Origin of the sequence: Micromonospora musae, assembly GCF_003626635.1 — a bacterium.
Classification (GTDB): domain Bacteria; phylum Actinomycetota; class Actinomycetes; order Mycobacteriales; family Micromonosporaceae; genus Micromonospora; species Micromonospora musae.
Map to the genome: position 1 here is coordinate 277,822 of NZ_RAZT01000010.1, position 26,866 is coordinate 304,687.

25 protein-coding genes and 3 tRNA genes are annotated in these 26,866 nt (G+C 72.3%); 19 read left to right on the top strand and 9 right to left on the bottom strand.

Annotation, left to right across the window (positions count from 1 at the left end; all coding sequences use genetic code 11):
- Positions 1-98 precede the first annotated feature (98 nt).
- The 4 genes from D7044_RS21295 (at position 99) to serA (ending at position 5,796) form a co-directional block, all read left to right on the top strand.
- The gene (locus D7044_RS21295) at positions 99-1,979 is read left to right on the top strand and encodes an acetolactate synthase large subunit (protein WP_120677416.1); all 1,881 of its coding nucleotides are present in this window, start codon (positions 99-101) and stop codon (positions 1,977-1,979) included.
- Positions 1,980-2,006: 27 nt separating this feature from the next.
- Positions 2,007-2,522 (top strand): acetolactate synthase small subunit, encoded by a 516-nt coding sequence (gene ilvN / locus D7044_RS21300; RefSeq protein WP_120677414.1) that lies wholly within the window; start codon positions 2,007-2,009, stop codon positions 2,520-2,522.
- A 102-nt stretch (positions 2,523-2,624) separates the two neighbouring features.
- Positions 2,625-3,638, top strand: a complete 1,014-nt coding sequence (ilvC, locus tag D7044_RS21305; protein ID WP_120677412.1) for a ketol-acid reductoisomerase — start codon at positions 2,625-2,627, stop codon at positions 3,636-3,638.
- Between the two features lie 559 nt (positions 3,639-4,197).
- Positions 4,198-5,796: a phosphoglycerate dehydrogenase gene (gene serA, locus D7044_RS21310; RefSeq protein ID WP_120677410.1), complete on the top strand. Its 1,599-nt coding sequence runs from the start codon at positions 4,198-4,200 to the stop codon at positions 5,794-5,796.
- 78 nt (positions 5,797-5,874) lie between these two features.
- Here the strand turns inward: serA and D7044_RS21315 are convergent, their stop codons facing one another.
- On the bottom strand, positions 5,875-6,231 hold the full coding sequence (locus D7044_RS21315; RefSeq protein WP_120677408.1) for a hypothetical protein: 357 nt from the start codon (positions 6,229-6,231) through the stop codon (positions 5,875-5,877).
- Positions 6,232-6,546: 315 nt separating this feature from the next.
- Positions 6,547-7,392 carry an FAD:protein FMN transferase gene (locus D7044_RS21320; RefSeq protein ID WP_120690012.1) on the bottom strand — a complete coding sequence of 282 codons (846 nt, stop codon included), beginning with the start codon at positions 7,390-7,392 and terminating at the stop codon, positions 6,547-6,549.
- Positions 7,393-7,614: 222 nt separating this feature from the next.
- On the opposite strand from D7044_RS21320, the gene D7044_RS21325 reads away from it, so the two are divergent.
- Positions 7,615-8,646, top strand: a complete 1,032-nt coding sequence (locus D7044_RS21325; protein WP_120677404.1) for a 3-isopropylmalate dehydrogenase — start codon at positions 7,615-7,617, stop codon at positions 8,644-8,646.
- A gap of 272 nt (positions 8,647-8,918) precedes the next feature.
- The gene (locus tag D7044_RS21330) at positions 8,919-10,016 is read left to right on the top strand and encodes a branched-chain amino acid aminotransferase (protein ID WP_120690013.1); all 1,098 of its coding nucleotides are present in this window, start codon (positions 8,919-8,921) and stop codon (positions 10,014-10,016) included.
- A 94-nt stretch (positions 10,017-10,110) separates the two neighbouring features.
- Here D7044_RS21330 and D7044_RS21335 read toward each other — a convergent pair whose 3' ends face one another.
- The 3 genes from D7044_RS21335 to D7044_RS21345 all read right to left on the bottom strand — a co-directional run bounded on the left by D7044_RS21335 (position 10,111) and on the right by D7044_RS21345 (position 12,025).
- Positions 10,111-10,860, bottom strand: coding sequence for a tyrosine-protein phosphatase (locus D7044_RS21335; RefSeq protein WP_407663339.1), 750 nt, complete (start codon positions 10,858-10,860; stop codon positions 10,111-10,113).
- Positions 10,861-10,914: 54 nt separating this feature from the next.
- The gene (locus tag D7044_RS21340; RefSeq protein WP_120677398.1) at positions 10,915-11,373 is read right to left on the bottom strand and encodes a PRC-barrel domain-containing protein; all 459 of its coding nucleotides are present in this window, start codon (positions 11,371-11,373) and stop codon (positions 10,915-10,917) included.
- A gap of 124 nt (positions 11,374-11,497) precedes the next feature.
- Entirely contained in the window at positions 11,498-12,025 is a 528-nt protein-coding gene (locus D7044_RS21345; RefSeq protein ID WP_120690014.1) for a carboxymuconolactone decarboxylase family protein, read from the bottom strand.
- A 409-nt stretch (positions 12,026-12,434) separates the two neighbouring features.
- Here D7044_RS21345 and cimA point away from each other — a divergent pair, with 409 nt between their 5' ends.
- Positions 12,435-14,018 carry a citramalate synthase gene (gene cimA / locus D7044_RS21350; protein WP_120677394.1) on the top strand — a complete coding sequence of 528 codons (1,584 nt, stop codon included), beginning with the start codon at positions 12,435-12,437 and terminating at the stop codon, positions 14,016-14,018.
- 19 nt (positions 14,019-14,037) lie between these two features.
- Here the strand turns inward: cimA and D7044_RS21355 are convergent, their stop codons facing one another.
- Positions 14,038-15,036, bottom strand: coding sequence for an endonuclease/exonuclease/phosphatase family protein (locus D7044_RS21355; protein WP_120690015.1), 999 nt, complete (start codon positions 15,034-15,036; stop codon positions 14,038-14,040).
- 363 nt (positions 15,037-15,399) lie between these two features.
- On the opposite strand from D7044_RS21355, the gene D7044_RS21360 reads away from it, so the two are divergent.
- The 8 genes from D7044_RS21360 to arfB all read left to right on the top strand — a co-directional run bounded on the left by D7044_RS21360 (position 15,400) and on the right by arfB (position 21,960).
- Positions 15,400-15,897 carry a hypothetical protein gene (locus D7044_RS21360; protein WP_120677390.1) on the top strand — a complete coding sequence of 166 codons (498 nt, stop codon included), beginning with the start codon at positions 15,400-15,402 and terminating at the stop codon, positions 15,895-15,897.
- Positions 15,898-16,093: 196 nt separating this feature from the next.
- Positions 16,094-17,140, top strand: coding sequence for an AAA family ATPase (locus D7044_RS21365; RefSeq protein ID WP_120677388.1), 1,047 nt, complete (start codon positions 16,094-16,096; stop codon positions 17,138-17,140).
- A complete protein-coding gene (locus tag D7044_RS21370) occupies positions 17,137-18,153 on the top strand; it encodes a DUF58 domain-containing protein (protein ID WP_120690016.1) in 1,017 nt (338 codons plus the stop codon). Before D7044_RS21365 ends, D7044_RS21370 begins: the two co-directional genes overlap by 4 nt.
- Positions 18,150-19,109 carry a VWA domain-containing protein gene (locus D7044_RS21375; protein WP_120690017.1) on the top strand — a complete coding sequence of 320 codons (960 nt, stop codon included), beginning with the start codon at positions 18,150-18,152 and terminating at the stop codon, positions 19,107-19,109. Before D7044_RS21370 ends, D7044_RS21375 begins: the two co-directional genes overlap by 4 nt.
- 49 nt (positions 19,110-19,158) lie before the next feature.
- Complete coding sequence (locus D7044_RS21380; protein ID WP_120690018.1) at positions 19,159-20,025, top strand: S1C family serine protease; 867 nt, start codon at positions 19,159-19,161, stop codon at positions 20,023-20,025.
- A gap of 80 nt (positions 20,026-20,105) precedes the next feature.
- Positions 20,106-20,903, top strand: a complete 798-nt coding sequence (locus tag D7044_RS21385; RefSeq protein WP_147434701.1) for a hypothetical protein — start codon at positions 20,106-20,108, stop codon at positions 20,901-20,903.
- Positions 20,904-21,059: 156 nt separating this feature from the next.
- The gene (locus D7044_RS21390; protein WP_120690020.1) at positions 21,060-21,359 is read left to right on the top strand and encodes a hypothetical protein; all 300 of its coding nucleotides are present in this window, start codon (positions 21,060-21,062) and stop codon (positions 21,357-21,359) included.
- A gap of 175 nt (positions 21,360-21,534) precedes the next feature.
- On the top strand, positions 21,535-21,960 hold the full coding sequence (arfB, locus tag D7044_RS21395; RefSeq protein WP_120677375.1) for an alternative ribosome rescue aminoacyl-tRNA hydrolase ArfB: 426 nt from the start codon (positions 21,535-21,537) through the stop codon (positions 21,958-21,960).
- Between the two features lie 60 nt (positions 21,961-22,020).
- On the opposite strand, the gene D7044_RS21400 is transcribed toward arfB, so the two are convergent.
- The gene (locus tag D7044_RS21400) at positions 22,021-22,911 is read right to left on the bottom strand and encodes a 3-methyladenine DNA glycosylase (protein WP_120690021.1); all 891 of its coding nucleotides are present in this window, start codon (positions 22,909-22,911) and stop codon (positions 22,021-22,023) included.
- Between the two features lie 34 nt (positions 22,912-22,945).
- Positions 22,946-24,301: a hypothetical protein gene (locus tag D7044_RS21405; protein ID WP_120677371.1), complete on the bottom strand. Its 1,356-nt coding sequence runs from the start codon at positions 24,299-24,301 to the stop codon at positions 22,946-22,948.
- 298 nt (positions 24,302-24,599) lie between these two features.
- On the opposite strand from D7044_RS21405, the gene D7044_RS21410 reads away from it, so the two are divergent.
- The 4 genes from D7044_RS21410 (at position 24,600) to D7044_RS21425 (ending at position 26,003) form a co-directional block, all read left to right on the top strand.
- Complete coding sequence (locus D7044_RS21410) at positions 24,600-25,403, top strand: fumarylacetoacetate hydrolase family protein (RefSeq protein WP_120677369.1); 804 nt, start codon at positions 24,600-24,602, stop codon at positions 25,401-25,403.
- A 108-nt stretch (positions 25,404-25,511) separates the two neighbouring features.
- A tRNA-Gln gene (locus tag D7044_RS21415) sits at positions 25,512-25,583 on the top strand.
- A gap of 124 nt (positions 25,584-25,707) precedes the next feature.
- A tRNA-Glu gene (locus D7044_RS21420) sits at positions 25,708-25,780 on the top strand.
- Positions 25,781-25,930: 150 nt separating this feature from the next.
- Positions 25,931-26,003, top strand: a tRNA-Glu gene (locus D7044_RS21425).
- A gap of 171 nt (positions 26,004-26,174) precedes the next feature.
- Here the strand turns inward: D7044_RS21425 and D7044_RS21430 are convergent.
- On the bottom strand, positions 26,175-26,861 hold the full coding sequence (locus D7044_RS21430) for an IclR family transcriptional regulator (protein WP_120677367.1): 687 nt from the start codon (positions 26,859-26,861) through the stop codon (positions 26,175-26,177).
- Positions 26,862-26,866: the final 5 nt, after the last annotated feature.

A 26,866-nucleotide genomic window follows, 5' to 3' on the forward strand; every position in this document is an offset into this window, starting at 1 on the left:
CACGAGGGCCGTTTTTATTGCCATCGGACCCAAGCGGAACGCCCGCGTTCCATCCGCACCACACGCCGCACCCACTCCAGCCGAAGGCCTGAACCGCCATGACGAGACCCACGCCAGAGACCCTCGCCCACTCCGCACGTAGAGCCCGCGCGGCCGCCTCGACGGCGACCGACGCCGAACCCGTCGCCCGGGCCGCCGCCGGTCCGGCCGCTCCGGCGGTGCGGACACCCGCCCCGGCCGAGGTCTCCGGGGCCGGCTCGCTCGTGCGGTCGCTGGAGGCGCTCGGCGTCGACGTCGTCTTCGGTATTCCGGGCGGCGCGATCCTGCCGGCGTACGACCCGCTCTACGACTCCACGGTCCGGCACATCCTCGTCCGGCACGAGCAGGGCGCGGGGCACGCGGCCACCGGCTACGCGCAGGCGACCGGGCGGGTCGGGGTCTGCATGGCCACCTCCGGCCCGGGCGCGACCAACCTGGTCACCCCGATCGCCGACGCGTACATGGACTCGGTGCCGATGGTCGCCATCACCGGCCAGGTCGCCCGCCCGGCGATCGGTACGGACGCCTTCCAGGAGGCGGACATCCAGGGCATCACCCTGCCGGTCACGAAGCACAACTTCCTGGTGCAGCACGCCGAGGAGATCCCGCAGGTGCTGGCCGAGGCGTTCCACCTGGCGAGCACCGGCCGGCCCGGCCCGGTGCTGGTCGACATCCCGAAGGACGTGTTGCAGGCCAGCACCACCTTCACCTGGCCACCGACGCTCGACCTGCCCGGCTACCGGCCGACCCTGCACCCGCACGGCAAGCAGATCCGCGAGGCGGCCCGGCTGATGGCGAGCGCCCGCCGGCCGGTCTTCTACGTCGGCGGCGGGGTGCTCAAGGCCGGCGCCACCGACGGGCTGCGGCAGCTCGCCGAGCTGACCGGGATCCCGGTGGTGACCACGCTGATGGCGCTCGGCGCGTTCCCGGACTCGCACCGGCAGCACCTCGGCATGCCGGGCATGCACGGCACGGTCGCCGCGGTCTACGGGCTGCAGAAGGCCGACCTGATCGTGGCGCTCGGCGCCCGCTTCGACGACCGGGTCACCGGTCGGGTGGAGTCGTTCGCCCCGGACGCCACAGTCGTGCACGCCGACATCGACCCGGCGGAGATCGGCAAGAACCGGCACGCGGACGTGCCGATCGTCGGCGACGCCCGGCACGTGATCGACGAGCTGATCGCCGCGGTCACCGCCGAACGGGCGGCCGGACACAGCACGGACCTCGACGACTGGTGGCACCAGCTCGACGACCTGCGCGAGCGTTACCCGCTGGGGTACGAGGAGCCGGCCGACGGCACCCTCTCCCCGCAGTACGTGATCAAGCGGCTGGGCGAGATCGCCGGCTCGGACGCCATCTACGTGGCCGGCGTCGGTCAGCACCAGATGTGGGCCTCACAGTTCATCTCGTACGAGAAGCCGTACACCTGGTTGAACTCCGGCGGCCTCGGCACGATGGGTTACGCGGTGCCCGCCGCGATGGGCGCGAAGGTCGGCAAGCCGGACGTGGTGGTCTGGGCGATCGACGGCGACGGCTGCTTCCAGATGACCAACCAGGAGCTGGCGACCTGCGCTCTGGAAGGCATCCCGGTCAAGATCGCCGTGATCAACAACGGCAATCTCGGCATGGTCCGCCAGTGGCAGACGCTCTTCTACGGGGAGCGTTACTCGAACACCGACCTCGGCACCCACAAGCACCGCATCCCCGACTTCGTGAAGCTGGCCGAGGCGCTCGGCTGCGTCGGTCTGCGGTGCGAGACCGCCGAGGACGTCGACAAGACCATCGCGGCGGCCATGGAGATCAACGACGCGCCCGTGGTCATCGACTTCGTGGTCGGCAAGGACGCGATGGTGTGGCCGATGGTGCCCGCCGGCACCAGCAACGACGAGATCATGTTCGCCCGCGGCGTTCGCCCGGCGTTCGACGAGGATGACATCTGAGATGAGTGAGCGAAGCGAGGTCACGGCATGACGATGCACACGCTGAGCGTGCTCGTGGAGAACAAGCCGGGTGTCCTGGCCCGGGTCTCCGGGCTCTTCTCCCGCCGCGGGTTCAACATCGACAGTCTGGCGGTCGGCGAGACCGAGAACCCGGACGTCTCCCGCATCACCATCGTGGTCAACGCGGAGTCGTCCCCGCTGGAGCAGGTCACCAAGCAGCTCAACAAGCTGGTCAACGTGCTCAAGATCGTTGAACTCGACCCGCAGGTCTCGGTCGCCCGGGAGCTGCTGCTGGTCAAGGTTCGGGCGGACCGGTCCAGCCGCAGCCAGGTGCTGGACACGGTAGGCCTCTTCCGGGCCCGGGTGGTCGACGTCGCGCCGGACACGTTGACCATCGAGGCCACCGGCACCCCGGACAAGCTGGACGCGTTGCTGCGCGACCTCGAGCCCTTCGGCATCAAGGAGATGGTCCAGTCGGGACTCGTGGCGATCGGGCGTGGTTCTCGTTCGATCACCGCCGGCCCCGCCCTGCGAGCCGCCTGAGCCACCGGCGGGGGCGGCACCGGGCCGCCCCCGCACACCACCGGACACATCCGCACAACCACGACGGGCCAGCCGGGCCGCCGTACGAAAGGGAAAGTTCCAATGAGCGTTGAGGTGTACTACGACGACGACGCCGACCTGGGCCTGATCCAGGCCAAGAAGGTCGCCGTCATCGGTTACGGCAGCCAGGGCCACGCCCACGCCCTGTCGCTGCGCGACTCGGGTGTCGACGTCGTGATCGGTCTGCCGACGGGCTCGAAGAGCCGGCCGAAGGCCGAGGAGCAGGGCCTGCGGGTGCTCACCCCGGCCGAGGCGGCCGCCGAGGCCGACGTGATCATGATCCTCGCGCCGGACACCGCGCAGCGTAGCCTGTACGCGGAGTCGGTCGCCCCGAACCTGGCCCCGGGCAAGGCGCTGCTCTTCGGCCACGGCTTCAACATCCGCTACGACCTGATCAAGCCGCCGGCCGACATCGACGTGGCGATGATCGCGCCGAAGGGCCCGGGTCACCTGGTGCGCCGCCAGTACGTCGACGGCAAGGGCGTGCCGGTGCTGGTCGCCGTCGAGCAGGACGCCACGGGCAACGCCTTCGCCCTGGCGCTGTCGTACGCCAAGGGCATCGGCGGCACCCGGGCCGGCGCCATCCGCACCACCTTCACCGAGGAGACCGAGACCGACCTCTTCGGTGAGCAGGCGGTGCTGGCCGGCGGCGCGACCGCGCTGGTGCAGACCGGGTTCGAGGTGCTCACCGAGGCGGGCTACGCGCCGGAGATCGCCTACTTCGAGTGCCTGCACGAGCTGAAGCTCATCGTCGACCTGATGTACGAGGGCGGCATCGCCCGGATGCGTTACAGCATCTCGGACACCGCCGAGTACGGCGATCTCTCCCGTGGCCCGCGCGTCATCGACGGCCGGGTCAAGGACGAGATGCGCAAGATCCTGTCCGAGATCCAGTCCGGCGAGTTCGCCCGCGAGTGGATCGGTGAGGACGACGCGGGCCGCCCGAACTTCGCCAAGTGGCGGGCCGAGGGCGCGGCGCACCCGATCGAGGAGACCGGGCGGAAGCTGCGCGGCATGATGAGCTGGGTCGACCGGCCGATCACCGAGACCGCCTGAGAGGGTGTTTGCGGAGGCCCGCCCGTAGCGAGCCGGGTGCCATGCGGCGTCCGGCAAGGCGGAGGTTCGCCCGGATACCGGTGTTGTATCCGAGCGGACCGACAACGCCGCCGGGCGTCGCCTGGGGCCGGCGCTGTAGGGCATGGCCTTCGCAAACAACACCCTCTGAAAGCCTTCTCCTCCGGCCGCCCGTCGGGTATGCCCCGGGCGGCCCACCGACGGCCCCGACGTGGCGCTCTCCCCAGCGCCGCGCCGGGGCCGTCGGCCATCGACGGACGGGACCGGCAGGTCTCGTCGCGAGGTGCCCCCACGATCGTCGGCGGTCGCCGATCGACCAGCTCACCGGGTCGACGCCAGGTGAACGGGGGATTAGCGCGCTACGACAACTCCGTGTGAGGGCCCTCACCTCGATGTCCGGGACACGTGGGGCAATGCGCCCCCTACCATCGCTCATAGGTGCGCGAAGCCGGCACCTGACGGCCATGATCCGGTTCGGCGCAGGGCGCAGTGCGGCGTCCGACGGCCCGGCCGACCGCTCTGACTACAGCTACGAGGACCGATGAATCCTGTCGTACTGATCGCCGAAGAACTCGCCCCCGCCGCCATCGAGGTACTCGCGCACGACTTCGACGTCCGTCACGTCGACGGCACCGACCGTGCCGCGCTGCTCTCCGCCCTCGCCGAGGCCGACGCCGTCATCGTGCGCAGCGCCACCCAGATCGACGCCGAGGCGATCGCCGCCGCCCCGCGGCTCAAGGTGGTCGCCCGCGCCGGCGTGGGTCTGGACAACGTGGAGGTGCCGGCCGCCACCGCGCGAGGCGTCATGGTCGTCAACGCGCCCACCTCCAACATCGTCTCCGCCGCCGAGCAGGCCGTCGCACTGCTGCTCGCCGTCGCCCGCAACACCGCCAGCGCCAGCGCGGCGCTCAAGGCGGGGGAGTGGAAGCGGTCGAAGTACACCGGCGTCGAGATCCAGGGCAAGACGGTGGGCGTCGTCGGCCTCGGCCGCATCGGGGTGCTCTTCGCGTCTCGGATCGCGGCCTTCGGCACCCGGCTCATCGCGTACGACCCGTACATCCAGCCGGCCCGTGCCGCGCAGCTCGGCGTACGCCTGGTCGGCTTGGAGGAGCTGCTGCGGGAGAGCGACTTCATCTCCATCCACCTGCCGAAGACCCCCGAGACGGTCGGTCTGATCGGTGAGAAGGAGCTGGCCGTCGTCAAGCCGGGGGTACGCATCGTCAACGCCGCGCGCGGTGGGCTCGTCGACGAGCAGGCCCTCGCCGACGCGATCGCCGAGGGGCGGGTCGCCGGCGCGGGCGTGGACGTCTACGCGAAGGAGCCGTGCACCTCGTCGCCGCTCTTCGCCTTCGACAACGTGGTGGCCACCCCGCACCTGGGCGCGTCGACCCACGAGGCGCAGGACAAGGCCGGCCTGGCCGTGGCGAAGAGCGTGAAGCTGGCGTTGCAGGGCGAGTTCGTGCCGGACGCGGTGAACGTGCAGGCGGGTGGCGTCGTCGCCGAGGACGTACGCCCGTTGCTGCCGCTGGCCGAGAAGCTCGGCCGGGCGTTCACCGCGGTCGCCGGTGGGATCGCCGCCAGCGTGACCGTCGAGGTGCGCGGCGAGATCGTCGAGCACGACGTCTCGGTGCTCAAGCTCGCCGCCACCAAGGGCCTGTTCAGCTCGGTGGTCGAGGAGCAGGTGACCTACGTCAACGCGCCGCACCTGGCCGCCGAGCGGGGCGTCGAGGTCACCCTGGCCGCCCAGGCCGAGACGGTCGAGCACCCGAACCTCGTCACCGTTCGCGGCGCCCTGCCCGACGGCCGTACGGTCAGCGTCTCCGGCACGGCGACCAGCGCCGGCACCCGCGACGTGCTCAAGCTGACCGAAGTGGACGGTTTCGACGTGGAGATCGGCGCGGAGGGCATCCTGGTCTTCCTCCGCTACGCCGACCGGCCCGGCGTGGTCGGCACCGTCGGCACCCTGCTCGGTGAGGCGGGCGTCAACATCGCCGCGATGCAGGTGGCGCGCCGCGAGGCCGGCGGTGAGACGCTGATGACGCTCACCGTCGACCAGGCCCTCGGCGCCGATCTGCTCACCTCGGCCGCCGACTCGATCGGCGCGACCGCGGCGAGCGCCGCTGACCTGCGCGACGAGTGACCTGAACGCAGCACGACGGGGGGCCCGGCGGATCCGCCGGGCCCCCCGTCGTGCTGCAGCGGTAGCCGGTGCCGGGGCTCAGTGAGGTACGCGGGCCGGCGGCGGGTAGACCGAGCCGTCCTGCGCGTCGAAGAGCATGAGCCGGTGCTCACCGGCGAGCCGCTCGATGTCGAGCAGCACCTGGTCCTCGCAGGCGGGGTTCAGGTTCATCTCGATGTGGTCGGCGGCCGCGTGCAGCGGCGCGACCTCCCACGGGGTGCCCTGCGCCGCCGGACGATCCGGGTAGCTGGCGGTGATCGCACGGTAGAAGGCGACCAGTCGGTGATCCGGCTGGCGCTTGGCGTGTTCTCCCTGCCGGCACCGCTGCACCGCTGCTCGTACGTCCTCGGGCGTCGCCCCGTCCATCAGGGCCCACACGCTCAGATCGAAACTCACGGCGCACAGAGTGCCATTCAACGTTCACCATGTCGAAACTGCCCCGCCGCAGGCCAGCCGTCTGGTTCCCGTCATCCCGCCGGGACGGTCCGCTGTGGAGACTCTTGCGTCGAGTTGCGTCGATTCGCTAGCGTACCGGTGCGGTCACCGGCCGGGCACCGCGACGTCGACCCGTCTTCGGGTGGCGCGGTCGACCCCGGCCCGACCGGCCCGCACCCCTCGAATGCGCGAGCCACGCGCACTCGTCGCTGACCGGCCCCCACGGTCGTTGCCGCGGGCGTGGGGGCCGATCGCCGACCCGCGTATCGCAGATCCTCAACGACGGTCGGCGAAGAGCGCCCGGTAGTCCGAGGCCTCCTTGAACCAGGCCAGCCCCGCCGGGCCGGCCGCGTAGAGCGCCGTGGCGTACGCGTCGGCGACCGTCAGGTCCGGGCCCACCACCGTCGCGGCGAGCAGTTGTTCGGCCGGCTGCCCGGTGTGCGGGTCGACGACGTGTCCCTGCCGGCCGCTCACCCCGGAGGTGCCGACCGCGCCCGCGGTCATCTCCAGCACCAGCGGCTGACGATCGTGCTCGACCGGGTGGTGCACGGCGATCCGCCAGGGCCCACCGTGCGGGGCGTGTCCGCGTACGACCAGGTCGGCGCCGCAGACCACGGCGTAGTCGTGGACCCCGTTGGCGCGTAGCCGGGCGGCCGCGCGCTCCACCGCCCAGCCGCCGAGCAGGCCGCCCGGGTCGAAGCCGCCGGGGACCGCCCAGGCGTCGAACCAGCCGTCGGTCGCCGCGCGCATGGCGGCGCAGCGATCCACGAGGTCGGCGAGGGGCGGGTAGGACTCGGCGCCGATCTCGCCCCGACGCAGCCGGGAGACGAGGCTGTCCGGCCGGGTCGGGCCGTAGGTGAGGTCGATCGCACGCAGTTCGGCCACCGCGTCCCGCAGTGCCTCGCCGACGGCCCGGCGGCCCAGCCAGGTCGGCGCGTTGAGCAGCAGCGTGTACTCGGCGGTGGTCGTCCGGACGGTGTGCTGTACCGCGATCAGGTCGGGCCGGACCGAGGGGGAGCGGTCGACGCGGCGGGCGGGGCTCCCGAGCCGCAGGTCGGGTCGGCGGTGCCGGAAGGCAGCCGGGTCGGGCCAGCGGGTCCGTGGCTGCTCGTCGATGCGCATGGCGAATCGCCCCCTTGCGAGTGGTGGCAGCGACGGCGCGGCCACCGGCGCGGGCCCCCGTCGACCCACCCACGACCAGGCTAGGCAGCGAAGATGACTGCTTCATGAAACTCAGCTGGGAGGGTCCTGTGCATCGGCACGTCTCATGATATGGACTCCGCGTACCGGAAGGCGGGACGTCCGCGTACCGTGGGCCGAAACGGCGAGCAGAGGAGCGCAGGCGTGGCACGGATCGCGGTGGTGGCCGGGGACGGAATCGGTCCCGAGGTGGTCGCGCAGGCCCGCAAGGTCCTCGACGCGGTGCTCCCCGGCGTGCAGGCCACCGAGTACGACCTCGGCGCGGCTCGCTGGCACCGGACCGCAGAGGTGCTGCCGGACTCGGTCCTGACCGAGCTGGCACAGCACGACGCGATTCTGCTCGGCGCGGTCGGCGACCCGACCGTGCCCCCCGGGGTGCTGGAACGTGGCCTGCTGCTCAAGCTCCGGTTCGCCTTCGACCAGTACGTCAACCTCCGGCCGTCCCGGCTCTGGCCCGGAGTGCCCGGCCCGCTCGCCACCGTGAAGCCCGGCGAGGTCGACCTGGTCGTGGTGCGGGAGGGCACCGAGGGGCTCTACGCCGGGGCCGGCGGGACGCTGCACCGCGACACCCCCGCCGAGGTCGCCACCGAGGAGAGCCTCAACACCCGGCACGGGGTGGAGCGGGTGATCCGCGACGCGTTCGCCCGCGCCGGCCGTCGGGAACGCCGCAAGGTCACCCTGGTGCACAAGACCAACGTGCTCACCCACGCCGGCTCGCTCTGGTCGCGCACCTTCGAGGCGGTCGCCGCCGAGCACCCCGACGTCAGCACCGAGTACCAGCACGTCGACGCCGCCGCGATGTTCCTGGTCACCCAGCCGCAGCGCTACGACGTGGTGGTCACCGACAACCTCTTCGGCGACATCCTCACCGACATCGCCGCCGCCGTGACGGGCGGCATCGGGCTGGCGGCCAGCGGCTGCATCAACCCGGAGGGGACGTACCCCTCGATGTTCGAGCCGGTGCACGGCTCCGCGCCGGACATCGCCGGCCAGGGCGTGGCCGATCCGGTCGCCGCCGTGCTCTCCGCCGCCCTCCTGCTCGACCAGCTCGGGCACGCCGACGCCGCGACCCGGGTCAGCGCCGCCGTCGCCACCGAACTGGCCAACCGAGCGCCGGGCGTACCCGTACGCACCGCCGAGGTGGGCGACCGGCTCGCGGCCCTCGCGGCGGGCTGAACCGGCGGGTGGTGGCGACCGGCCGAGCGCGGACTCGGCCGGCAGGCTAACGGCGGCCGTCAGCGGTGGTCCCGGTGCCGGTCGAACCGGCCGGGGCTGCCGAAGCGGAGCACGCTTGCGACGCCTGCACCGGGCCCCGGTACCGTTCTTTCGGCGCAGCTCGGCGAGCCGGGCGGCGCTTTCCCCTGAACGAACGTTCGGGGTAAGTTTCTGGGCACCACATCGTCGGCGTGCGGTCGCGCATGCCGTTGTCCGGTAGGGAGGTCAGCGCGATGAGCGGTGGTGACAAGCTCGACTTCGAGACCCGTCCGAATCCCGCACCGGTATCCGCCGCGGATCGGGCCGCCATGCTGGCCAATCCCGGCTTCGGCCGGATCTTCACCGATCACATGGTGACCATCCGCTACGCCGACGGCAAGGGCTGGTACGACGCCCGGGTCGAGGCGCGCGCGCCGATCCCGATGGACCCGGCCGCCGCCGTCCTGCACTACGCGCAGGAGATCTTCGAAGGGATGAAGGCGTACCGCACCAGGGACGGTGGGGTGACCTTGTTCCGTCCGGAGGCGAACGCGGCCCGGTTCGCCGTCTCCGCGAAGCGGATGGCGATGCCGGTGCTGCCGCCGGAGACCTTCGTCGACTCGCTGCGGCGGCTCATCGAGATCGACCGGGACTGGATCCCGACCGACCCGGAGGGCAGCCTCTACCTGCGGCCGTTCATGTTCGCCAGCGAGGTCTTCCTCGGCGTCCGCCCGGCCACCGAGTACCTCTACGTGGCGATCGCCTCGCCCGTGGGGGCGTACTTCAGCGGCGGGGTGAAGCCCGTCTCGGTCTGGGCGACCCCGGACTACACCCGCGCCGCCCCGGGCGGCACCGGCGCCGCGAAGTGCGGCGGCAACTACGCCGCCTCGCTGGTCGCCCAGGCGGAGGCGATCGAGCACGGCTGTGACCAGGTGGTCTTCCTCGACGCGGTGGAGCGCCGCTACGTCGACGAGCTGGGCGGCATGAACGTCTTCTTCGTCTACGACGACGGGAGCGTGGTGACGCCGCCGCTGACCGGCGCGATCCTGCCCGGCATCATCCGGGAGTCGGTGCTCACGCTCGCCGCGCAGGCGGGGCACCGGGTGGAGGAGCGCCCGGTCAGCTTCGACGACTGGCAGGCGGACGCGACCAGCGGTCGGCTGCGGGAGGCCTTCGCCTGCGGCACCGCCGCCGTCGTCACCCCGATCGGCCAGGTGAAGTCCCCGGACGGCGAGTTCCTGATCGGTGGCGGTGAGCCGGGGCAGGTCACCATGGCGCTGCGTCAGCAGCTGGTCGACATCCAGCGCGGCGACGCCCCCGACCCGCACGGCTGGGTCACCCGGCTGCTCTGAGCGGAGCGGGCCCCTTCCCGACCGAGCCGGTCGAGAAGGGGCTCGCGCCAGACGTCGTACGCCACCGCGCGGAATCCGCCGGCGCCGCCGCAGGTCACTCCAGCAGATGGTCGCGGAGTGCGGCGAGCTGGGCGTCGGTCACCCCGGCGTGCCGCAGGTAGCCCTCGACGGAGCCGTACCCCTCCCGCAGCTCGGCGAGGAAGAGCAGCATCGTGTCGGAGGGCGAGGCCAGGAACGGCGGCGGCAGCTCCTCGGCGGCCGGCGTCGTGGCGGCCAACCAGGCGCTGAACCGCTCCGACGCCGCGCTGCTCAGGGCGTAGTCCGCGGCGATCTCGTCGTCGGCGACACCGAGTACGGCCAGGGTCAGCGCGCAGACGATGCCGGTGCGGTCCTTGCCGGCCACGCAGTGCACCACGACCGGCCCGCTGGTGGCGTCGGAGATCAGCCCGAGCGCCTCGGCCAGCCCGGCCGTGCCGGTCTGCGCCAGGTCGGCGTAGCGGTCGGCGAGGTAGCGCGCCAGGCTCGTGCCCGACTCGTACGGCACCTGCCCCCACTCCGCGTGCTCCGGGTGGATGTGCCGGTAGGTGAGGCCCGGCCAGTCCGGCACCCGGCCGTCGCGCTCCACCTCGTGCGAGCGGCGCAGGTCGATGACCGTCCGGATGCCGAGGGCGGTGAACGCGTCCCGGTCGTCCTCGTTCAGCCGGTGCAGGGAGTCGGAGCGGTAGAGCCGGCCCCGGCGTACGGTGCGTCCGTCGTGACCGGCGTAGCCGCCGGCGTCGCGGAAGTTGAAGATCGTGCCGAAGGGGATGTGTCGATCGACCTCGGTGGCGTCCACGCCTGACACGTTACCGGCCGGCGGGGCGGTACCCCACCGGCCGATAGGAACAGGAACAACCGTTTACCGAGCGGTACCCGGCGGGATGGCCGAGTACGTGTCGCTGTAGTAACCACCGAGCTTCTCCCGGTAGGCCGGGTCGGTGTCGGCGGTCTCGTCGAACTCGGGCGCGGCCTTGATCTGGTCCTTGCTCCGGTCGACGTAGACCTTCCGCTCGTCGTGGTCGACGTGGTTGACGGTTCCGGCGGGAACCATGACCTTCTTGCCGAAGATCCACGGACCGGTGTCCACCACCAGGTAGCTGGAGCTCACCTCGTGGCTGGACCGGTCCACCTTGCCGATGCCACCGTCGTTCGCCTCCACCTTGTAGCCCACCAGGTCGACGCCGGAGACCCCGGCGTCGTCCCGGTATCGCCACGGGTCGAAGGTGCCGCCGGGTGTGCCACCCGGGAAGGCGCTGCTGTCACCGGGTACGAGCGGGTCCGGCGTCCCGTGGGTCGTTCGAGGGTCGAGCCGCTCCATGGCGTTTCACTCCTCTTCTCGACTGATCGGGGGGTGGTGCCCTGTCTGTCCCATGTCCTACCCGCCGTCGAGATCGCTACACCCGGGCCGACGCGGAAATGGGTCGGGGCGGGCCGGCGGCCTTTCAGGCCAGCGCGGACTCCGTGTCGTACGCGACGGCGGTGGCCTGCACCACGGCGGCGATCCGGAGCCCCTCGTTCACCTGGTCCGGGCCGATGCCCGCGGCGCGCAGCTTCTGCTCGTGCGACTCCAGGCAGACCTCGCAGCCGTTGATCGCGGAGACGGCGAGGCACCAGAGCTCGAAGTCCACCTTCGGCACGCCCGGCCGGGCGACGATCTGCATCCGCAGCCGGCCGTGGATCGACAGGTACTCCTCGTCGAGCATGTGCTTCGCCCGGTAGTAGACGTTGCTCATCGCCATGATGGTGGCGGCGCCCTTGGCCGCCTCGATCGCCTCCGGGGCGAGATGTTCGGCCGCCTCGGCGGCGATCTCCCGCAGCACCACGGGGTTGCGGGCCGCCACCGCGCACGCCAGCGCGGTGCCCCAGACCTGGGTCGGGGTGAGCGGGGAGTCCTGGATGGTCGACCGGAGGTTCTGGCCGACGTCCCTGGCGTACTCGGGCAGACCCGCCTTGACCGCGTCCACTCCCATGTCAGGCTCCGGCGGGGTCGTAGGCGGGGAAGTGGTCACCGGCAGTGAGCACGGCTCCTCCTGGGCAGCGGCGAACGGGCCGGGTACATCCTCCACCCGGGGGTGGCCCGGCAGCGTGTGAAGCAGCTCACGGAAGCGCTGTTCTGCCTCGTGGTGGCCGGTCCTCGCGGTGTCGGGAGGCTCCGCCGCTGTCCCGGGATGTGGATTCCGCTTCCCAAAATCAACTGACGGGTGGAAGAGTACCGAACGTGACCAGCTCCGCCCTGATTCTTAGCAACTAGCGCGCCCGGCTCCCCGCCGAGCGCGCAGACCTCCCGCGTCAGCGGGGGGTCTTTTTGTTGCCGGGGCGGCCCGCGCGGCCGCGACCACCGCTCGTTCGTTCCCGCACCTCGGTCCAGAAAGGCACGTCATGACGTTCCAGGTCTACGACACGACGTTGCGCGACGGTGCGCAGCGTGAGGGGCTCAGCTACTCGGTGGTCGACAAGCTGGCCGTGGCGCGGCTGCTCGACGAGTTCGGCGTCGGGTTCATCGAGGGCGGCTGGCCCGGTGCGGTGCCGAAGGACACCGAGTTCTTCCGGCGCGCGACCAAGGAGCTCGACCTGCGGCACGCACTGCTCGTCGCGTTCGGCGCCACCCGCCGGGCCGGCGTCCCGGTCGCCGAGGACCCGCAGGTCCGCGCCCTGCTCGACGCGGAGACGCCGGCGGTGACCCTGGTCGCCAAGGCCGACCTGCGACACGTCGAACGGGCGCTGCGCACCACCCCGGCCGAGAACCTCGCGATGATCCACGACACGGTGGCGTACCTGGTCGCCGAGGGTCGTCGGCTCTTCGTCGACGGCGAGCACTTCTTCGACGGCTACCGGCAGGACGCCGAGTACGGCGCCGCGGTGGTGGAGACCGCGCTGGCCGCCGGAGCCGAGGCGTTCGTCCTCTGCGACACCAACGGTGGGATGCTCCCGTCCCAGGTGACCGCCGTGATCGCCGACCTGACCGCCCGGCTCGGCGTCGGCCCCGAACGGCTCGGCATCCACTGCCAGAACGACACTGCCTGCGCGGTGGCGAACACCGTCGCCGCCGTCGAGGCCGGGGTACGGCACTTCCAGGGCACCGCGAACGGCTACGGCGAACGGCCGGGCAACGCCGACCTCTTCGCGGTGGTCGCCAACCTCCAACTCAAGCTCGGGCTGCCCGTCCTACCAGCGGGCTGCCTGGAACAGATGGTGCGGGTCTCGCACGCCATCGCCGAGATCGCCAACATCGCCCCGGACACCCATCAGGCGTACGTCGGGGCTGCTGCCTTCGCCCACAAGGCCGGGCTGCACGCGAGCGCGATCAAGGTCGACCCGTTGCTCTACAACCACGTGGACCCGTCCGTAGTGGGCAACGACATGCGGATCCTGGTAACCGAGATGGCCGGCCGGGCCAGCGTCGAGCTCAAGAGTCGCGAGCTCGGGCTGGACCTGGCCGGTCATCCGGAGACCCTGTCCCGGGTGACCCGGCGGGTCAAGGAGCTGGAGGCCGGCGGTTGGTCGTTCGAGGCGGCGGACGCCTCGTTCGAGCTGCTGGTCCGCTCCGAGCTGCCCGACGGCGCCCCGCCCCGGCCGTTCGCCCTCGAGTCGTACCGGGTCCTCGTGGAGCACCGCGAGGACGGCGCGGTGGTCTCCGAGGCCACCGTCAAGATCCGCGTACGCGGCGAACGGGTGATCGCCACCGCCGAGGGGAACGGCCCGGTCAACGCCCTGGACGAGGCGCTCCGGGTCGGTCTGGTTCGGCACTACCCGGAGCTGCGCGAGTTCGAGCTCGCCGACTACAAGGTGCGCATCCTCGACGGCAGCAGCGGCACGGACGCGGTGACCCGCGTACTGCTGGAGACGGCCGACGGCGCGGGCCGGGACTGGACCACTGTCGGTGTGCACCCCAACGTGGTCGAGGCGAGCTGGCACGCCCTCGTCGACGCGCTCACCTACGGGCTGGCCCGCAGCCGGGTCTGAACCCGGGGCGCGTGACCGGTCACGAAGCGGGCAGGCTCAGGGTGGCCAGCACCGCCCGGTGGTCGCTGCCCGGCAGGCCGAACACCTCGACCGAACGGGCGGCGATCCGGCGGTCGACCAGGACGTGGTCGATGGCGACCGGAGGGATCAGGTCCCCGTCGTACGGGCCCCACGTGCCGACCAGCCCCTGGCCGGTGGCGTCGGCGGCGTCGACGTAGCCGGTGTGCAGCAGAGCACGCAACGGGCCGTGATCGAGGGTCGCGTTGAAGTCCCCGGCGAGGATCCGCAGCATCCCGTCGGGGGTGGCCGGTGGCTGGGCCGCCAGGTCGGTGCGCCAGAAGTCGACCTGGTCGATCGCGTACGGGGCGGACGGGTGCGCGGACTCCACCCGCACCGGCGGCGCGCCGGGAACGGCGATCGTGCCGTACGCCTGGGTGAAGCCCCAACCGCCGCGGTTGTGGCGTACGCCCGCGTCGCTGATCGGGAAGCGTGAGTAGAGGCCGGAGCCGGGCGTCCCGTCGACCGCGTTGAGCTGTCGGTACGGCAGCAGCCGGTCGAGTCCGAGCCGGTCGAGGTCGGCCTGGGCAGCGGGGGTGAACTCCTGCACGACCAGCACGTCGACCCGGTTCGCCCGGACCAGTTCGGCCAGGGTGTGCGGATCCGCGGCGCCCGCGAGCAGGTTGGCGGTGAGCAGTCGTACCGCCGGACCGGCCACCGGTAGCGGCGTCGAGGAGAGCGCCCGGGGCGCCACCACCCCGACGAGCGCGACGGTGGTCACGGCGGCGACCAGCGCGGGCCAGTGGCGGCGCAGCGCGAGCGTGAGGACCAGGGGCAGGAGGCTCCCGGCCGCGACGTACGGGGTGAAGGCCAGCGCCTGCACGAGCGGCCCCCGGTCCAGCCCGATGAGCCGTATTGCCGTCCAGGTGGCGCCCGGCAGCACGGCGAGCCAGCAGAGTACGGCGATCCAGCGGCGCTGTGGGTGGCCGACCGCTCGCCGCTCCGGAACCTCGACGATCATGTCGGAAACCTATCCCGGCGTGCCCGCCGATGGTGGCCCGACGGATCCCGCAGCCCGTTTTCGTGAATGCTGCTGGATTCGTCTTTCACAATTTTTGCGATCGGCGTAGGGCGATTTTCCAGATGGCTTCCGCTATTGACTCCCTACTTTTTGCGGTGCTACGTTCCACCTGGTCGGAGCGCCGCCACGGTGAGTAGTAATAGCTGCTCAGAGTGGGTGCAGTCATCGGGAAAACGATATTGAAGGTGCGCTGGATCTTATTTCTCGGTGATGTGTGGCGAGGTGCCCGACAGTTAGCAGGGCACTAACCGTCCCGCCTCGCGGGTCGGCCGAATTCGCACGGTCACACAAGGGAGACCTGTCATGACCACACCATTCCGACGTAAGGCGATCGCGGTCGTGTTCGCCGTTCTCGGGCTCACCCTCGCCGGGGGCGGGATCGCCATCGCCCAGCCCGCGGCACAGGCGCCCGGCCAGCCGGCGGCCCGCGCGAGCAGCACCCAGCCGGCGGTGACGGCGGAGTCGACCCGCTCGGCCCGGGCCGCCCTCAAGGCCGGCGTGGGCACGCTCGCGGCGAGCAACGTCGGCACCGTCGTCAACGCCAACGGCACCAAGGCGCGCGGCAGCGGCGTCGTGATCAAGTACGGAACCGGCCAGTACGAGGTCCAGTACGGCTACGTCGTCAGCTCCGCGGTCTACCAGGCCACCATCGGCCGCCCGGACGCCTGCTGCATCCCGCCGGGCGGGGAGGTCGTGGTGGCTCCGCGGCTGAGCACGCCGAACGGGGTCTTCATCCAGACCCGCAACTCCGCCGGCACCCCGGTCGACCTGCCGTTCCACCTGGTCGTCCACAGCTACTGACGGCACCGCCACGCGACCCCCGCGCGATCGCCCGCGCGGGGGTCGCGTCGTTCACTTCGACCGTTTTGGCCCCGGGACTGCCGGCTCGGGGTCTGCCTTGGCCGTCCGGGTGAATCGTCCCGCTCCGGTCGTCGAAGGGTCGGCCAGGGCCGCACAATCCGACGTTTGTCGCCCGGTCGCCCGGGAAGCATGCACCGTGACGGACATCTCGGACACCCTGGCCAGCGTGCCCAGCCCGGTCGAAGACGAACCGACAGCCGCCGAGCTGGAACAGACCCTCTCCGAGGTCAAACGCGTGATCGTCGGGCAGGACCGGCTCGTCGAACGCCTGCTCGTCGCCCTCGTCGCCGACGGGCACTGCCTCCTGGAGGGGGTACCCGGCGTGGCCAAGACGCTGGCCGCGCAGACCCTCGCCACCGTGGTCGGCGGCACCTTCTCCCGGATCCAGTTCACCCCCGACCTCGTACCGTCGGACATCGTGGGCACCCGGATCTACCGGGCCTCCCAGGAGAGCTTCGACATCGAGTTGGGCCCGGTGATGGCGAACCTGGTGCTCGCCGACGAGATCAACCGTGCCCCCGCGAAGGTGCAGTCCGCGCTCCTGGAGGCGATGGCGGAGCGGCAGGTCTCCATCGGCGGGCGCAGCCACCCCGTACCGTCGCCGTTCCTGGTGCTGGCCACCCAGAACCCGATCGAGTCGGAGGGGGTCTACCAGCTGCCGGAGGCGCAGCGGGACCGCTTCCTCATGAAGGTCGTGGTCGACTACCCGAGCGACACCGACGAACTGGCGATCCTGTACCGGATGAGCACCGATCGCCCCAAGGCCCGGCAGGTGCTCGACCCGGACCGGCTGCGCCGCCTGCAGAGCCACGCGGAGCGGATCTTCGTCCACCACGCCGTCGCCGAGTACGTGGTCCGGCTCATCCTGGCCACCCGGGATCCGGGACGGTTCGGGCTCACCGAGATCGAGCCGATGCTGGCGTACGGGGCGAGCCCCCGCGCCACCCTCGGCCTGGTCTCCGCCGCCCGGGCGCAGGCGCTGCTGCGCGGCCGGGGGTACGTGCTGCCCGAGGACGTCCGTGAACTGGCCGTCGACGTGCTCGCCCACCGGCTGGTGCTGACCTTCGACGCGGTCGCCGACGGCGTCACCGCCGAGTCGGTGGTACGCCGACTGGTCGAGGTGGTGCCCCCGCCACGACTCGCGCCCCAGCCCGAGCAGGCGTCGGACCTGGCGGCGGCATGAGGCGCACGGGCCGGGGGCCCGCGGCCGTTCCGGCCGGTCCACGCCTCGCCGACCTCGCCCCCGACCAGCGTCTGCGCCGGCTGGAACTGACCGTCACCCGGCGGCTCGACGGGCTGCTGCACGGGCAGTACCGCGGCCTGCTGCCCGGACCCGGCAGCGAGCCGGCGGGCAGCCGCGAGTACCGGCCGGGCGAGGACGAGGTGCGCCGGATGGACTGGGCCGTCACCGCGCGCACCACGGTGCCGCACGTGCGAGTGGTCGACGCCGACCGGGAACTGACCACGTGGCTGCTGGTGGACGCCAGCGCCAGCATGGAGTTCGGCACCGCGGAGCTGGACAAGCGGGAGCTCTCCGTGGCGGCGGTGGCCGCCGTCGGTTTCCTCACCGCCGGAGTCGGCAACCGGCTCGGCGCCCTGCTGGCCGCGCCGACGGGGCTGCGCCGCTTCCCGGCCCAGAGCGGTCGCACCCACCTGCTCGGCCTGCTCCGCGCCCTGCTGGCCGCGCCGCGCACCGCCGACCACGACGGGGCGCCCGGCGGGCTCGAGCCGCCGGACCTCACCGACGCCCTGCGCTCCGCGGAACGGGTCGCCACCCGGCGCGGGCTCGTGGTGGTGGTCTCGGACTTCCTCGACGGACTGCCCGACGACCCCGACCAGCCTCCACCCTGGGAGCGCGGCCTGCGCCGACTGGCGGTACGGCACCAGGTGCTCGCCGTGGAGGTGACCGACCCGCGGGAGCTGGAGCTGCCCGACGTCGGGCTGATCACTCTGATCGACCCGGAGACCGGCCGCCGCCGCGAGGTGTGCACCTCGGACCGGCGGCTGCGGGAACGGTACGCCGCCGCCGCGGCCGCCCAACGCGACCAGGTACGCCACGCGTTGCGCCGCAGCGGGGCCACCCATCTGCCGTTGCGCACCGACTCGGACTGGTGCGCCGACATCGCGCGGCACGTGCAGTCGCAGCGTCGGCTGGCGGCGGCGCCGGCCGGCTCGGCATCGGGAGGTGCGGCGTGATCTGGCTCTCGCCCACCCGCCTCTGGCTGCTGCTCGGTGTGCTCGCCCTCGCGGTGGGCTACCTGCTCGTGCAGCGACGGCGCAGCCGGTACGCCGTCCGCTTCACCAACCTGCGGCTGCTCGACCGGATCGCGCCGGAGCGTCCCGCATGGCGTCGGCACGTGCCCGCCGGGCTCTTCCTGGCCATGCTGGCGCTGCTGGTGGTCGGCTTCGCGCGGCCCACCGCCGAGGTGCGGGTGCCCCGCGAACGGGCCACCGTCATGGTGGCGGTGGACGTCTCCACCTCGATGCTCGCCACCGATGTGGACCCGGACCGGCTCGCCGCCGCCAAGGGCGCGGCGAAGCGCTTCGTGGACGGGCTGCCCGAAGAGTTCAACGTGGGCCTGGTCGCCTTCGCGGGGAGCGCGGCGGTCCTCGTGCCGCCCGGCACCGATCGCGAGGCGTTGCACGACGGGATCGGTCGGCTCGCCGACGGGATCACCGGCGTGCAGGGGACCGCGATCGGCGAGGCGATCAACACCTCCCTCGGCGCGGTGAAGGGTCTGGACAGCGAGGCGGCGAAGGAGCCCCCGCCGGCTCGGATCGTGCTCCTCTCCGACGGGGCGAACACGTCCGGCCTGGACCCGATGGAGGCCGCCGTCGAGGCGGTCGCCGCGAAGGTGCCCGTGCACACCATCTCGTTCGGCACCCCCGGCGGCTTCGTCGACCAGGGCGGCCGGCCGATACAGGTGCCGGTGGACGGGAAGACCCTCGAGGCGGTGGCGCAGGAGACCGGCGGGATGTTCCACGAGGCCAGCACCAGCGACGAACTGCGCGCGGTCTACGAGGACATCGGTACCTCGGTCGGCTACCGCACCGAGCGGCAGGACGTCTCGGCCCGCTTCATCGGACTCGGTCTGGTGTTCGCGATGGGCGCGGCGGCGGGCTCGATGCGCTGGTTCTCCCGCCTGCCCTGAGTGGGCGTCGGCGGGCCGGTCCCCGCAGGACTTTCCGTGAGGAGTACGCATGGCAGTACAGACCGGACTCGGTGAGCCCCGCGGTCCGTGGTTCGTCTCGCCGGAGCTGGACCCGGAGGGGCGGGCCCGACGGGAGGCGGAGGCGGCGGCACGCGACGGCGCCGCCCGGCGCTGGCGCGGCCGGTTGCTGACCGCGTTCGCGGTGATCGCCCTCTCCACCGTCTCCGGTGCCGCGGCGGGTGGCTGGGTGGCCAGCCGCGGTGGCGCCCCGGGGGAGTCGGCGGCCTCCGCCGCCCCGGTCCCGGCGGAGCTGGTCACCGCCGCCGAACGAACCGTTCCGGGGGTGGTCTCCGTGCTGGCCGGCGGCGCGGGGACCGGCGGCGGGGCCACCGGCTCCGGCTTCGCCATCGACGACCAGCAGCACATCATCACCAACGACCACATCCTGGCCAAGGGAGGTGGTGGTTCGGTGACCGTCGAGCTGCCCGACGGTCGGCGCTACACCGCCGAGGTGGTGGGCCGGGAGCCGAGCAGCGACCTGGCCGTGCTCCGGGTGCCGCCGTCCGCCGGCTTGTCGCCGCTGCCGCTCGCCAAGCCGGGCACCACCCGCGTCGGCGAGCCTGTGCTCGCGGTCGGCTCTCCGCTCGGTTTGGCCGGCACCGTCACGGCCGGGATCGTGAGCGCCGTCGACCGGCAGGTACGGCTGGGCCAGAACCGGCACACCGCGGTACAGACCGACGCCTCGATCAATCCGGGTAACTCGGGTGGCCCGCTGGTCAACGCACGAGGCGAGGTGGTCGGGGTGAACACCGCGATCGCCACGATCGACGGCAACGGCTCGATCGGCATCGGCTTCGCCATCCCGATCGAGCAGGTGCAACAGACCGCCGACACCATCATCGGCAAGGGCGGCTGACCGGCTGCCACCGCCGTCCGCCCACACGATCGCGCCCGGCCGGGTGGCTCGACCTGCGCCGTGCTGACACCATGCCGTCCATGACGGGGGACGTGGCACGGCAGCGCAGCACCCACGAGGCTGGATTCCGTCGATGGTCCACGTGGTGGCAGGTGCTGCGGGTCGTGCTGCTCGTGCTCTGGATCTGCTGGGCGGCGTCGAGTTGGTGGTCGGCGCCACGTCAGGCGAGCACGGCACGGGCCCGAGCGGACCTCTCCGCCGGGCGGATGGTGTCCTACCAATGGGCCGCCGGGTGGGACAACACTGCCGACTGGAGCTGGGCAGAGGATCGGGGGTTGTGGCTCAGCGGCCGTGCCGGGCCGCTCTTCGTCTGGCGTACGGGTGACTGGCGGGTGCACTACGCCGAGTTCGATCGCGACTTCACCGGCCCCACCGAGCCCGGCTCCTTCGACGCGACGCAGTACTCCGGCGCGGAGGCCGCCGCCTTCGACCAGCTCCTGCAATCCGCCGAGCTGGATCGGCGGTGGCAGGGGGTGGATTCCCCACCTCCGCTGGGGAACCTGGCGGCGCTGCTCATGCTCGGCCTCCTGACGGTGCTGGTGCTCGGGCCCGCTCCCGCCCGAGGCACCCGCTGGTTCTGGTTCTGGGTGCTCACCGGGGTTCCGTTCGGCCTCGGACTGATCTGGTGGCTCGGTCGGGAACGTCCCTGGCACCCCGCCGAGCCAGCACCACCGACCGCGGTCGGCCGCGACCCCCGGGACCGGTGGTACGCCGGCCTGCTCATCGGGATAGCGACCTCCATCGCGGCGAGCCTGCTGCTGTACGGACTGCGACAGGTGCTCGGCGAGTGGTACGTACCCCACGACGCCGGCAGTTGACGTTCCGTCTCTCGCGGGCGATCGGCGGAATCCGCCGTTGCCGGGGCGACCGAGGTCGGCGCGTTGCCGCTGGTGGGAAGGTGCCCACTGTCGGATATCCGGCGCGGGACCATCGGCCGATGGAAATATTACGCTGGGTATGGATTACTGGCGTGGGTGGAAGGTCCTCTCATCGCGGTCCTCCTGCTGGTGGGCCTGCTCATCGGAAGTGGTGTGGGGTCGGCGTACACGCGCGCGCGGCGCGGCTGGGCCGACTACCAGACGGTCAAGAAAACTGTGCCGACCGCGCGTAAGACGGCCTGGCTGCTGATCCGTGGCGTCACCACGAAGGTCGGTGTGGTCGCCCTGCTGCTGATCGGCGCCGTGGCCTACGCCGCCGTCGCCCCGGACGACGACGAGTCGGCCGGGCCGGCGCCGAGTCCGTCCGCGACCTCGAGCGAGCGGCCGGGACGCTAGTGCGGTGTCCAGAAACGTTCACCGGGCCGCGCCGGGTCCAGACGACGACCGGCGGCGTTGGAGTCGGGCCTGGATACAACACCGGGATCCAGGCCCGGCTCCGCCTTGCCGGATCGCCGCCTGGACCTCGCCGCGACACCGCCAACGTTCCTGGACAACGCACTAGCCTCAGGGTGTGGATGGCGATGTGCGGGTGACCGACAGGTGGACAGTCCCCGCCGCCGAGCTGCGGGAGCGCTTCTCCCGGTCGTCCGGCCCGGGCGGGCAGGGTGTCAACACCGCCGACACCCGGGTCGAGCTGAGCTTCGACCTGGCCGGCTCGGCCAGCCTGCCCGAGTCGTTGCGGACCCGGGCGCTGGAGCGGCTCGCCGGGCGGCTCGTGGACGGCGTGCTGACCATCACCGCCAGCGAGCACCGGGCGCAGCTGGCCAACCGTGAGGCGGCTCGGGAGCGACTCGCCGGGCTGCTGCGTGAGGCGATCGCGCCACCGCCCCCGCCCCGCCGGCCGACCCGTCCGTCCCGAGGGGCGAAGGAACGCCGCCTGGCCGAGAAGAAGCGCCAGTCCCAGCGCAAACGGGACCGCCGCGTCGACGGCGAGTAGCCGCCGCCGGGGCCGGCCGAGCACACCGTCCGGCGCACAACGGCACCGATCCGGGACGCCTCACCCGTGCGTTGTGAGCGCCGGCCCCTCGCACTCCGCGATGAGGCGCGCCCGCAGCGGCGCCGCGCGCTCCGCGAACGAGCGCTGCGCCTGCACGTACTCGTGCCTGCCCTCGACCGTCTCCACCCGCACCGGCGGGTAGCCCAGGTCGGCGAGGTCGTACGGCGACGCCCGCATGTCCAGCGTGCGGATGTCCCGGGCCAGCGCGAAGGCGTCGGCGACCAGCTCGCTCGGGACCAGCGGGGAGAGCTTGTACGCCCACTTGTAGAGATCCATGTTGGCGTGCAGGCAGCCCGGCTGCTCCAGCGCGGGCTGGGCCTCCCGGGACGGGGCGAGCAGGTTCAACGGCCGGGCCGGCGCCGTGAAGAACCGGTACGCGTCGAAGTGGCTGCACCGGATCCGGTTCGCCTCCACCGTCCGCGCGGTCTCCTCCGGGCTGAGCCGCAGCGGCCAGGCGTTGTGCCGTACCTCCGCCTGGGTCTGCCGGTAGACCATCGCCCACTCGTGCATTCCGAAGCAGCCGAGGTGCGGTTGGCGGCCGGCGGTCGCCGCGAGGAGCGTACGGATCCAGTCGATCGACTCGGCGCGCCGGGCGCGCACCGCGGCCGTGTCGAGCATCACCCCGGCGCCGCTCGCCCGGTAGTCGCGGCCGAACTCGGCCGGATCCGCGCCGCTCAGCAGCACGCCCGGACCGGGATGCCAGCGACGTAGCTGCGCCGGACGGTGCGAGTAGTAGGTGAAGAGGAAGTCCTCCACCGGGTGCTTCTCGCCCCGACGCCGTCGTGCCAGGTGCGAGGTGAGCCAGCCGTCGACCCGCTCCTCGTGGGCGTGCCGTCGCGCCCGCCAGTCGGCCGCGTCGAGCACGGCTGACGGGGTGAGGGCGGCGGTCACCGCACCAGCGTACGACCGCCGTCCGCTCCGCCGATCAGGGCACGTCGACCCGCACACCGGGGGAGAAGACCCCGCTGCGCAGCTCCAGCTGCTTCGGCGGCTCCCGCCCGTCGACGCTGAAGACCAGCGGCAGGACCACCCGGCTCCCGGCCTCCAGCGGCTGGGCGAAGATGTCCCGGCCGAGGTTGGCCATCCGGGTCGCCGGCTCGTCGGTCGTCACGAACCGGCCACCCGGCAGGTATGCCCGTTGCAGCTCGCCGTGCCACGCCTGATGCTCCGGGGTCAGGTTGCGCACCCCGACGGTGGCCTGACACTGACGTCGGCCGACGTCGGCCGGTCCGGCGCAGGCGACCCGGTACACGGTGAACTCGAAGGCCGCCTCGCGCAGTGGCACCCCCATCGGCCCGGCGACGCCCTTGCCGTGCCACGCGCCGCTCGTCGGCTGGCTGTCGGTGTCGATCGAGGTGACCTGACGGGTGGCCGTCCAGCCGGCGACCCCGATCACGCCGGCGAGCACCGCCACGGCCGAGGTGACGAGTAGCCAGACGGGCGGCTTGCGCCGTCGCGCCGTCGCCCGGGGCGCCGCCGGGCGCGGATAGATGGTGCCGCGGCCGTGCCGAGGGTCCCGGGCGGGCTCCGGGTCGCCGTCGCCGTCGGCCAGGGCGGAGGCGACCGTCCGTCGCCGTCGCCGCCACAGCCACCAGCCCGTCGCCGCGCCGAGCAGCACCACGGCGATCGGCACGCCGATCAGCACCGGCCGTTGCCACGCCGGGGTCGCCGTCTCCTTCGCCGACGGACCCGCCGCCGCGTTCCAGGTGGCGGTGGCGCAGTCGTACGGCCGCCTGCCGTCGCTGGTGAAGGCGCAGGCGGGTGCGGTCATCGGCTGACCCGTCGGCGCCTGCGCCAGCGAGGTGTTCAAGGTGGTGACGCTGTTCGCCGGCAGCTTGAGGCGCCAGGTCACCTCGCTCGCCGACTGGCCGGCGACGCGGCTGGCCTGGCCGCCGGCGGAGATGATCGAGGGCGCGGCACCGGGAGGCAACTCCTGCCGGACCGTGGTGTCCACCGGCGTGCCGCCGGTGTTGCGCACGTGGATCCGGTAGGCCGGGGCCGGCGTGGGTGCCGGGGCCACCGCCACGGTGACCGGCGGCTTCGGTGGCGGTGGCAGCGCCCGGGTGGGCGTGGGGACCGCCGGTGGCGCCGCGGGCATGCCCGGCTGCTGGGACGGCGACGGCGAAGACCCCGAGGACGAGGGCTCCGGCGCCACCGCCGGTCGTGGCCGTGCGGCGGCCGGATCGGGCAGCACCGCGGGCAGGGCCGGCACGGCGGCGAGGATTCCCAGGCAGTGTACGAACACCGCGAGGGCCTTCTGGTGTCGTGTCGATGCAGGCATACGAACGAACCTCCGGAGCCGACGCTAGGGGCGGGGACACGTCGTGCGGGTATGACTTGCCGAAACCCGCCCCGGCGCCCGCCGAGTCGCGTACGCTCCGCGGCCCGGTCCCTCGGACGGGCGTTCCGCGCTGGCCGTCGAGCGGTGTGCCGGAGCGCGGGGTGTCCCGTCCGCCGGCCCCGTCCGCCGAGCCCATTCGGCCCCGCCCGCCGACCCGTGCCGGCCCCGCCCGGCTTCCGACGGGCCCCGCCTGTGGCGTCGACGGTGGCGGCGACGGTGGCCGGGCTAGATTTGCCGGGTGCGTATCGTTCGTTTCGCTCATGCCAAGGGATTTTCGTTCGGGGTCGCCGAGGGCGAGATGTCGGCTGGGCTGGAGGGCCTGACCGTCGCCGAGATCGAGGGGCACCCCTTCGGCGAGATCAAGTTCACCGGTGCCCGCTGGGCCCTCTCCGACGTGCGGCTGCTCTCGCCGATCCTGCCGAGCAAGGTCGTCTGTGTCGGCCGCAACTACGCCGAGCACGCCGCGGAGCACGGCAGCGAGGTGCCGAAGGAGCCGTTGCTCTTCCTCAAACCCTCCACCTCGGTGATCGGTCCGCGCGACGCGATCCGGCTGCCGATCTTCTCGAAGCAGGTCGAGCACGAGGCGGAGCTCGCGGTGGTGATCGGGGCGACGGGTGCCCGCCGGGCCGACCGGGCCACCGCGGAGCGGGCGATCTTCGGCTACACCTGTGCCAACGACGTGACCGCCCGGGACCTGCAGCGCTCCGACGGCCAGTGGACCCGGGCGAAGGGCTTCGACTCGTTCTGCCCCATCGGTCCCTGGATCACGACCGGGCTGGACGTCTCCGACCTGGAGGTCCGGTGCGAGGTGGGTTCCGACCCGAACGCCATGGAGGTGCGCCAGCTGGGCCGTACCCGGGACATGGTCTTCGACGTGCCGGCGCTCGTCTCGTACATCTCGCACGTGATGACGCTGCTGCCCGGCGACGTCGTCCTGACCGGCACCCCGGCGGGGGTTAGCCCGCTCACCGACGGGGATACGGTCACGGTGCGGATCGAGGGGATCGGCGAGCTCACCAACCCGGTGCTGCCGGTCGCCTGATCCGGCTCCGACGCCCTGAAACCACAGGTCAAGCTGGGTTTGGGGGGTTGGATTTGGCCTGCTGGCGGCGTCAGGGTAAAGTTCATTCCCGGCACCGCAAGGGGCCAATGGGGTATGGGGTAATTGGCAGCCCGACTGATTCTGGTTCAGTTAGTCTAGGTTCGAGTCCTGGTACCCCAGCAACCGGTGTTCGCGAGAACGCCGGTCGCTGGATTCTGAAGTCCGCGCTCTGTCCCTCCGGGGGCGGGTGAGTGTCTGATAGGGTTCAGCGGCGCCGCTCGCACGAGCGGTTAGGGAAGGTTCTGGCCCCGTCGTCTAGCGGCCCAGGACGCCGCCCTCTCAAGGCGGTAGCGCCGGTTCGAATCCGGTCGGGGCTACATCGGGTACGGCCCGTCTCGTTTCGGCGAGGCGGGCCGTTCGCTTCTGCGCGGTCTACCCCCGCGGACCCGGTCCACACCCCTGGGCGGGGCGTCGCTAGACTACAGCGGCACCGCCCAAGCGGGTGGATGTAAGTACGAAAAGCGCCTGGCCCCGTCGTCTAGCGGCCCAGGACGCCGCCCTCTCAAGGCGGTAGCGCCGGTTCGAATCCGGTCGGGGCTACAACAGCGAAAAGGCCCGTCTCGCTTCGCGAGACGGGCCTTTTCGTGTTCCGGCGGCGTCCCGCCCCGTTGATCAAGAGGTTCGCGTCAGCTCAGGGCCCGTTCCTGACGCAAACCTCTTGATCAACGGGGCGATAAGGGGGCAGGGGGGGAGGGAGGGGGATGGGGGGGGTTAGAGGCCGGAGAGGCGTTGGCCGGCGCGGACCACGGCCATCGCGTGGCGCTCGCCGGGGCGGCGGCCGAGGCGCTCGATCGGGCCGGAGATGCTGACCGCCGCGATCACCCGGCCGGTCCGGTCGCGGATCGGCGCCGAGACGCTCGCCACACCCGCCTCCCGCTCGGCGACGCTCTGCGCCCAGCCGCGCCGGCGCACCTCGGCCAGCGTGCGCCCGGTGAACTTGGCCCGCGGCAGCAGCGGCATCACCGCCTCCGGCGGCTCCCAGGCGAGCAGGATCTGGGCGGCCGAACCCGCCGTCATGGGCAGCACCGACCCGACCGGAACGGTGTCGCGCAATCCGCTGGCCCGCTCCGCGGCGGCCACGCAGATCCGCTCGTCCGCCCGGCGCAGATAGAGCTGAGCGCTCTCGCCGGTGGCGTCGCGCAGCGCGGAGAGCAGGGGCTCCGCCGCGGTCAGCAGTACGTCCGGCGCCGCGTTGGCCAGCTCGCCGAGCCGGGGCCCCGGCCGCCAGCGGCCCTGGGTGTCCCGGACCAGCATCCGGTGGATCTCGAGCGCCTGCGCGAGCCGGTGCGCGGTGGCCCGGGGCAGCTTGGTGCGCTCGACGAGTTCGGCCAGGCTGGCGCCGTCCACGCAGGCGGCCAGGATGACCACCGCCTTGTCGAGAACGCCGACACCGCTCATACTGT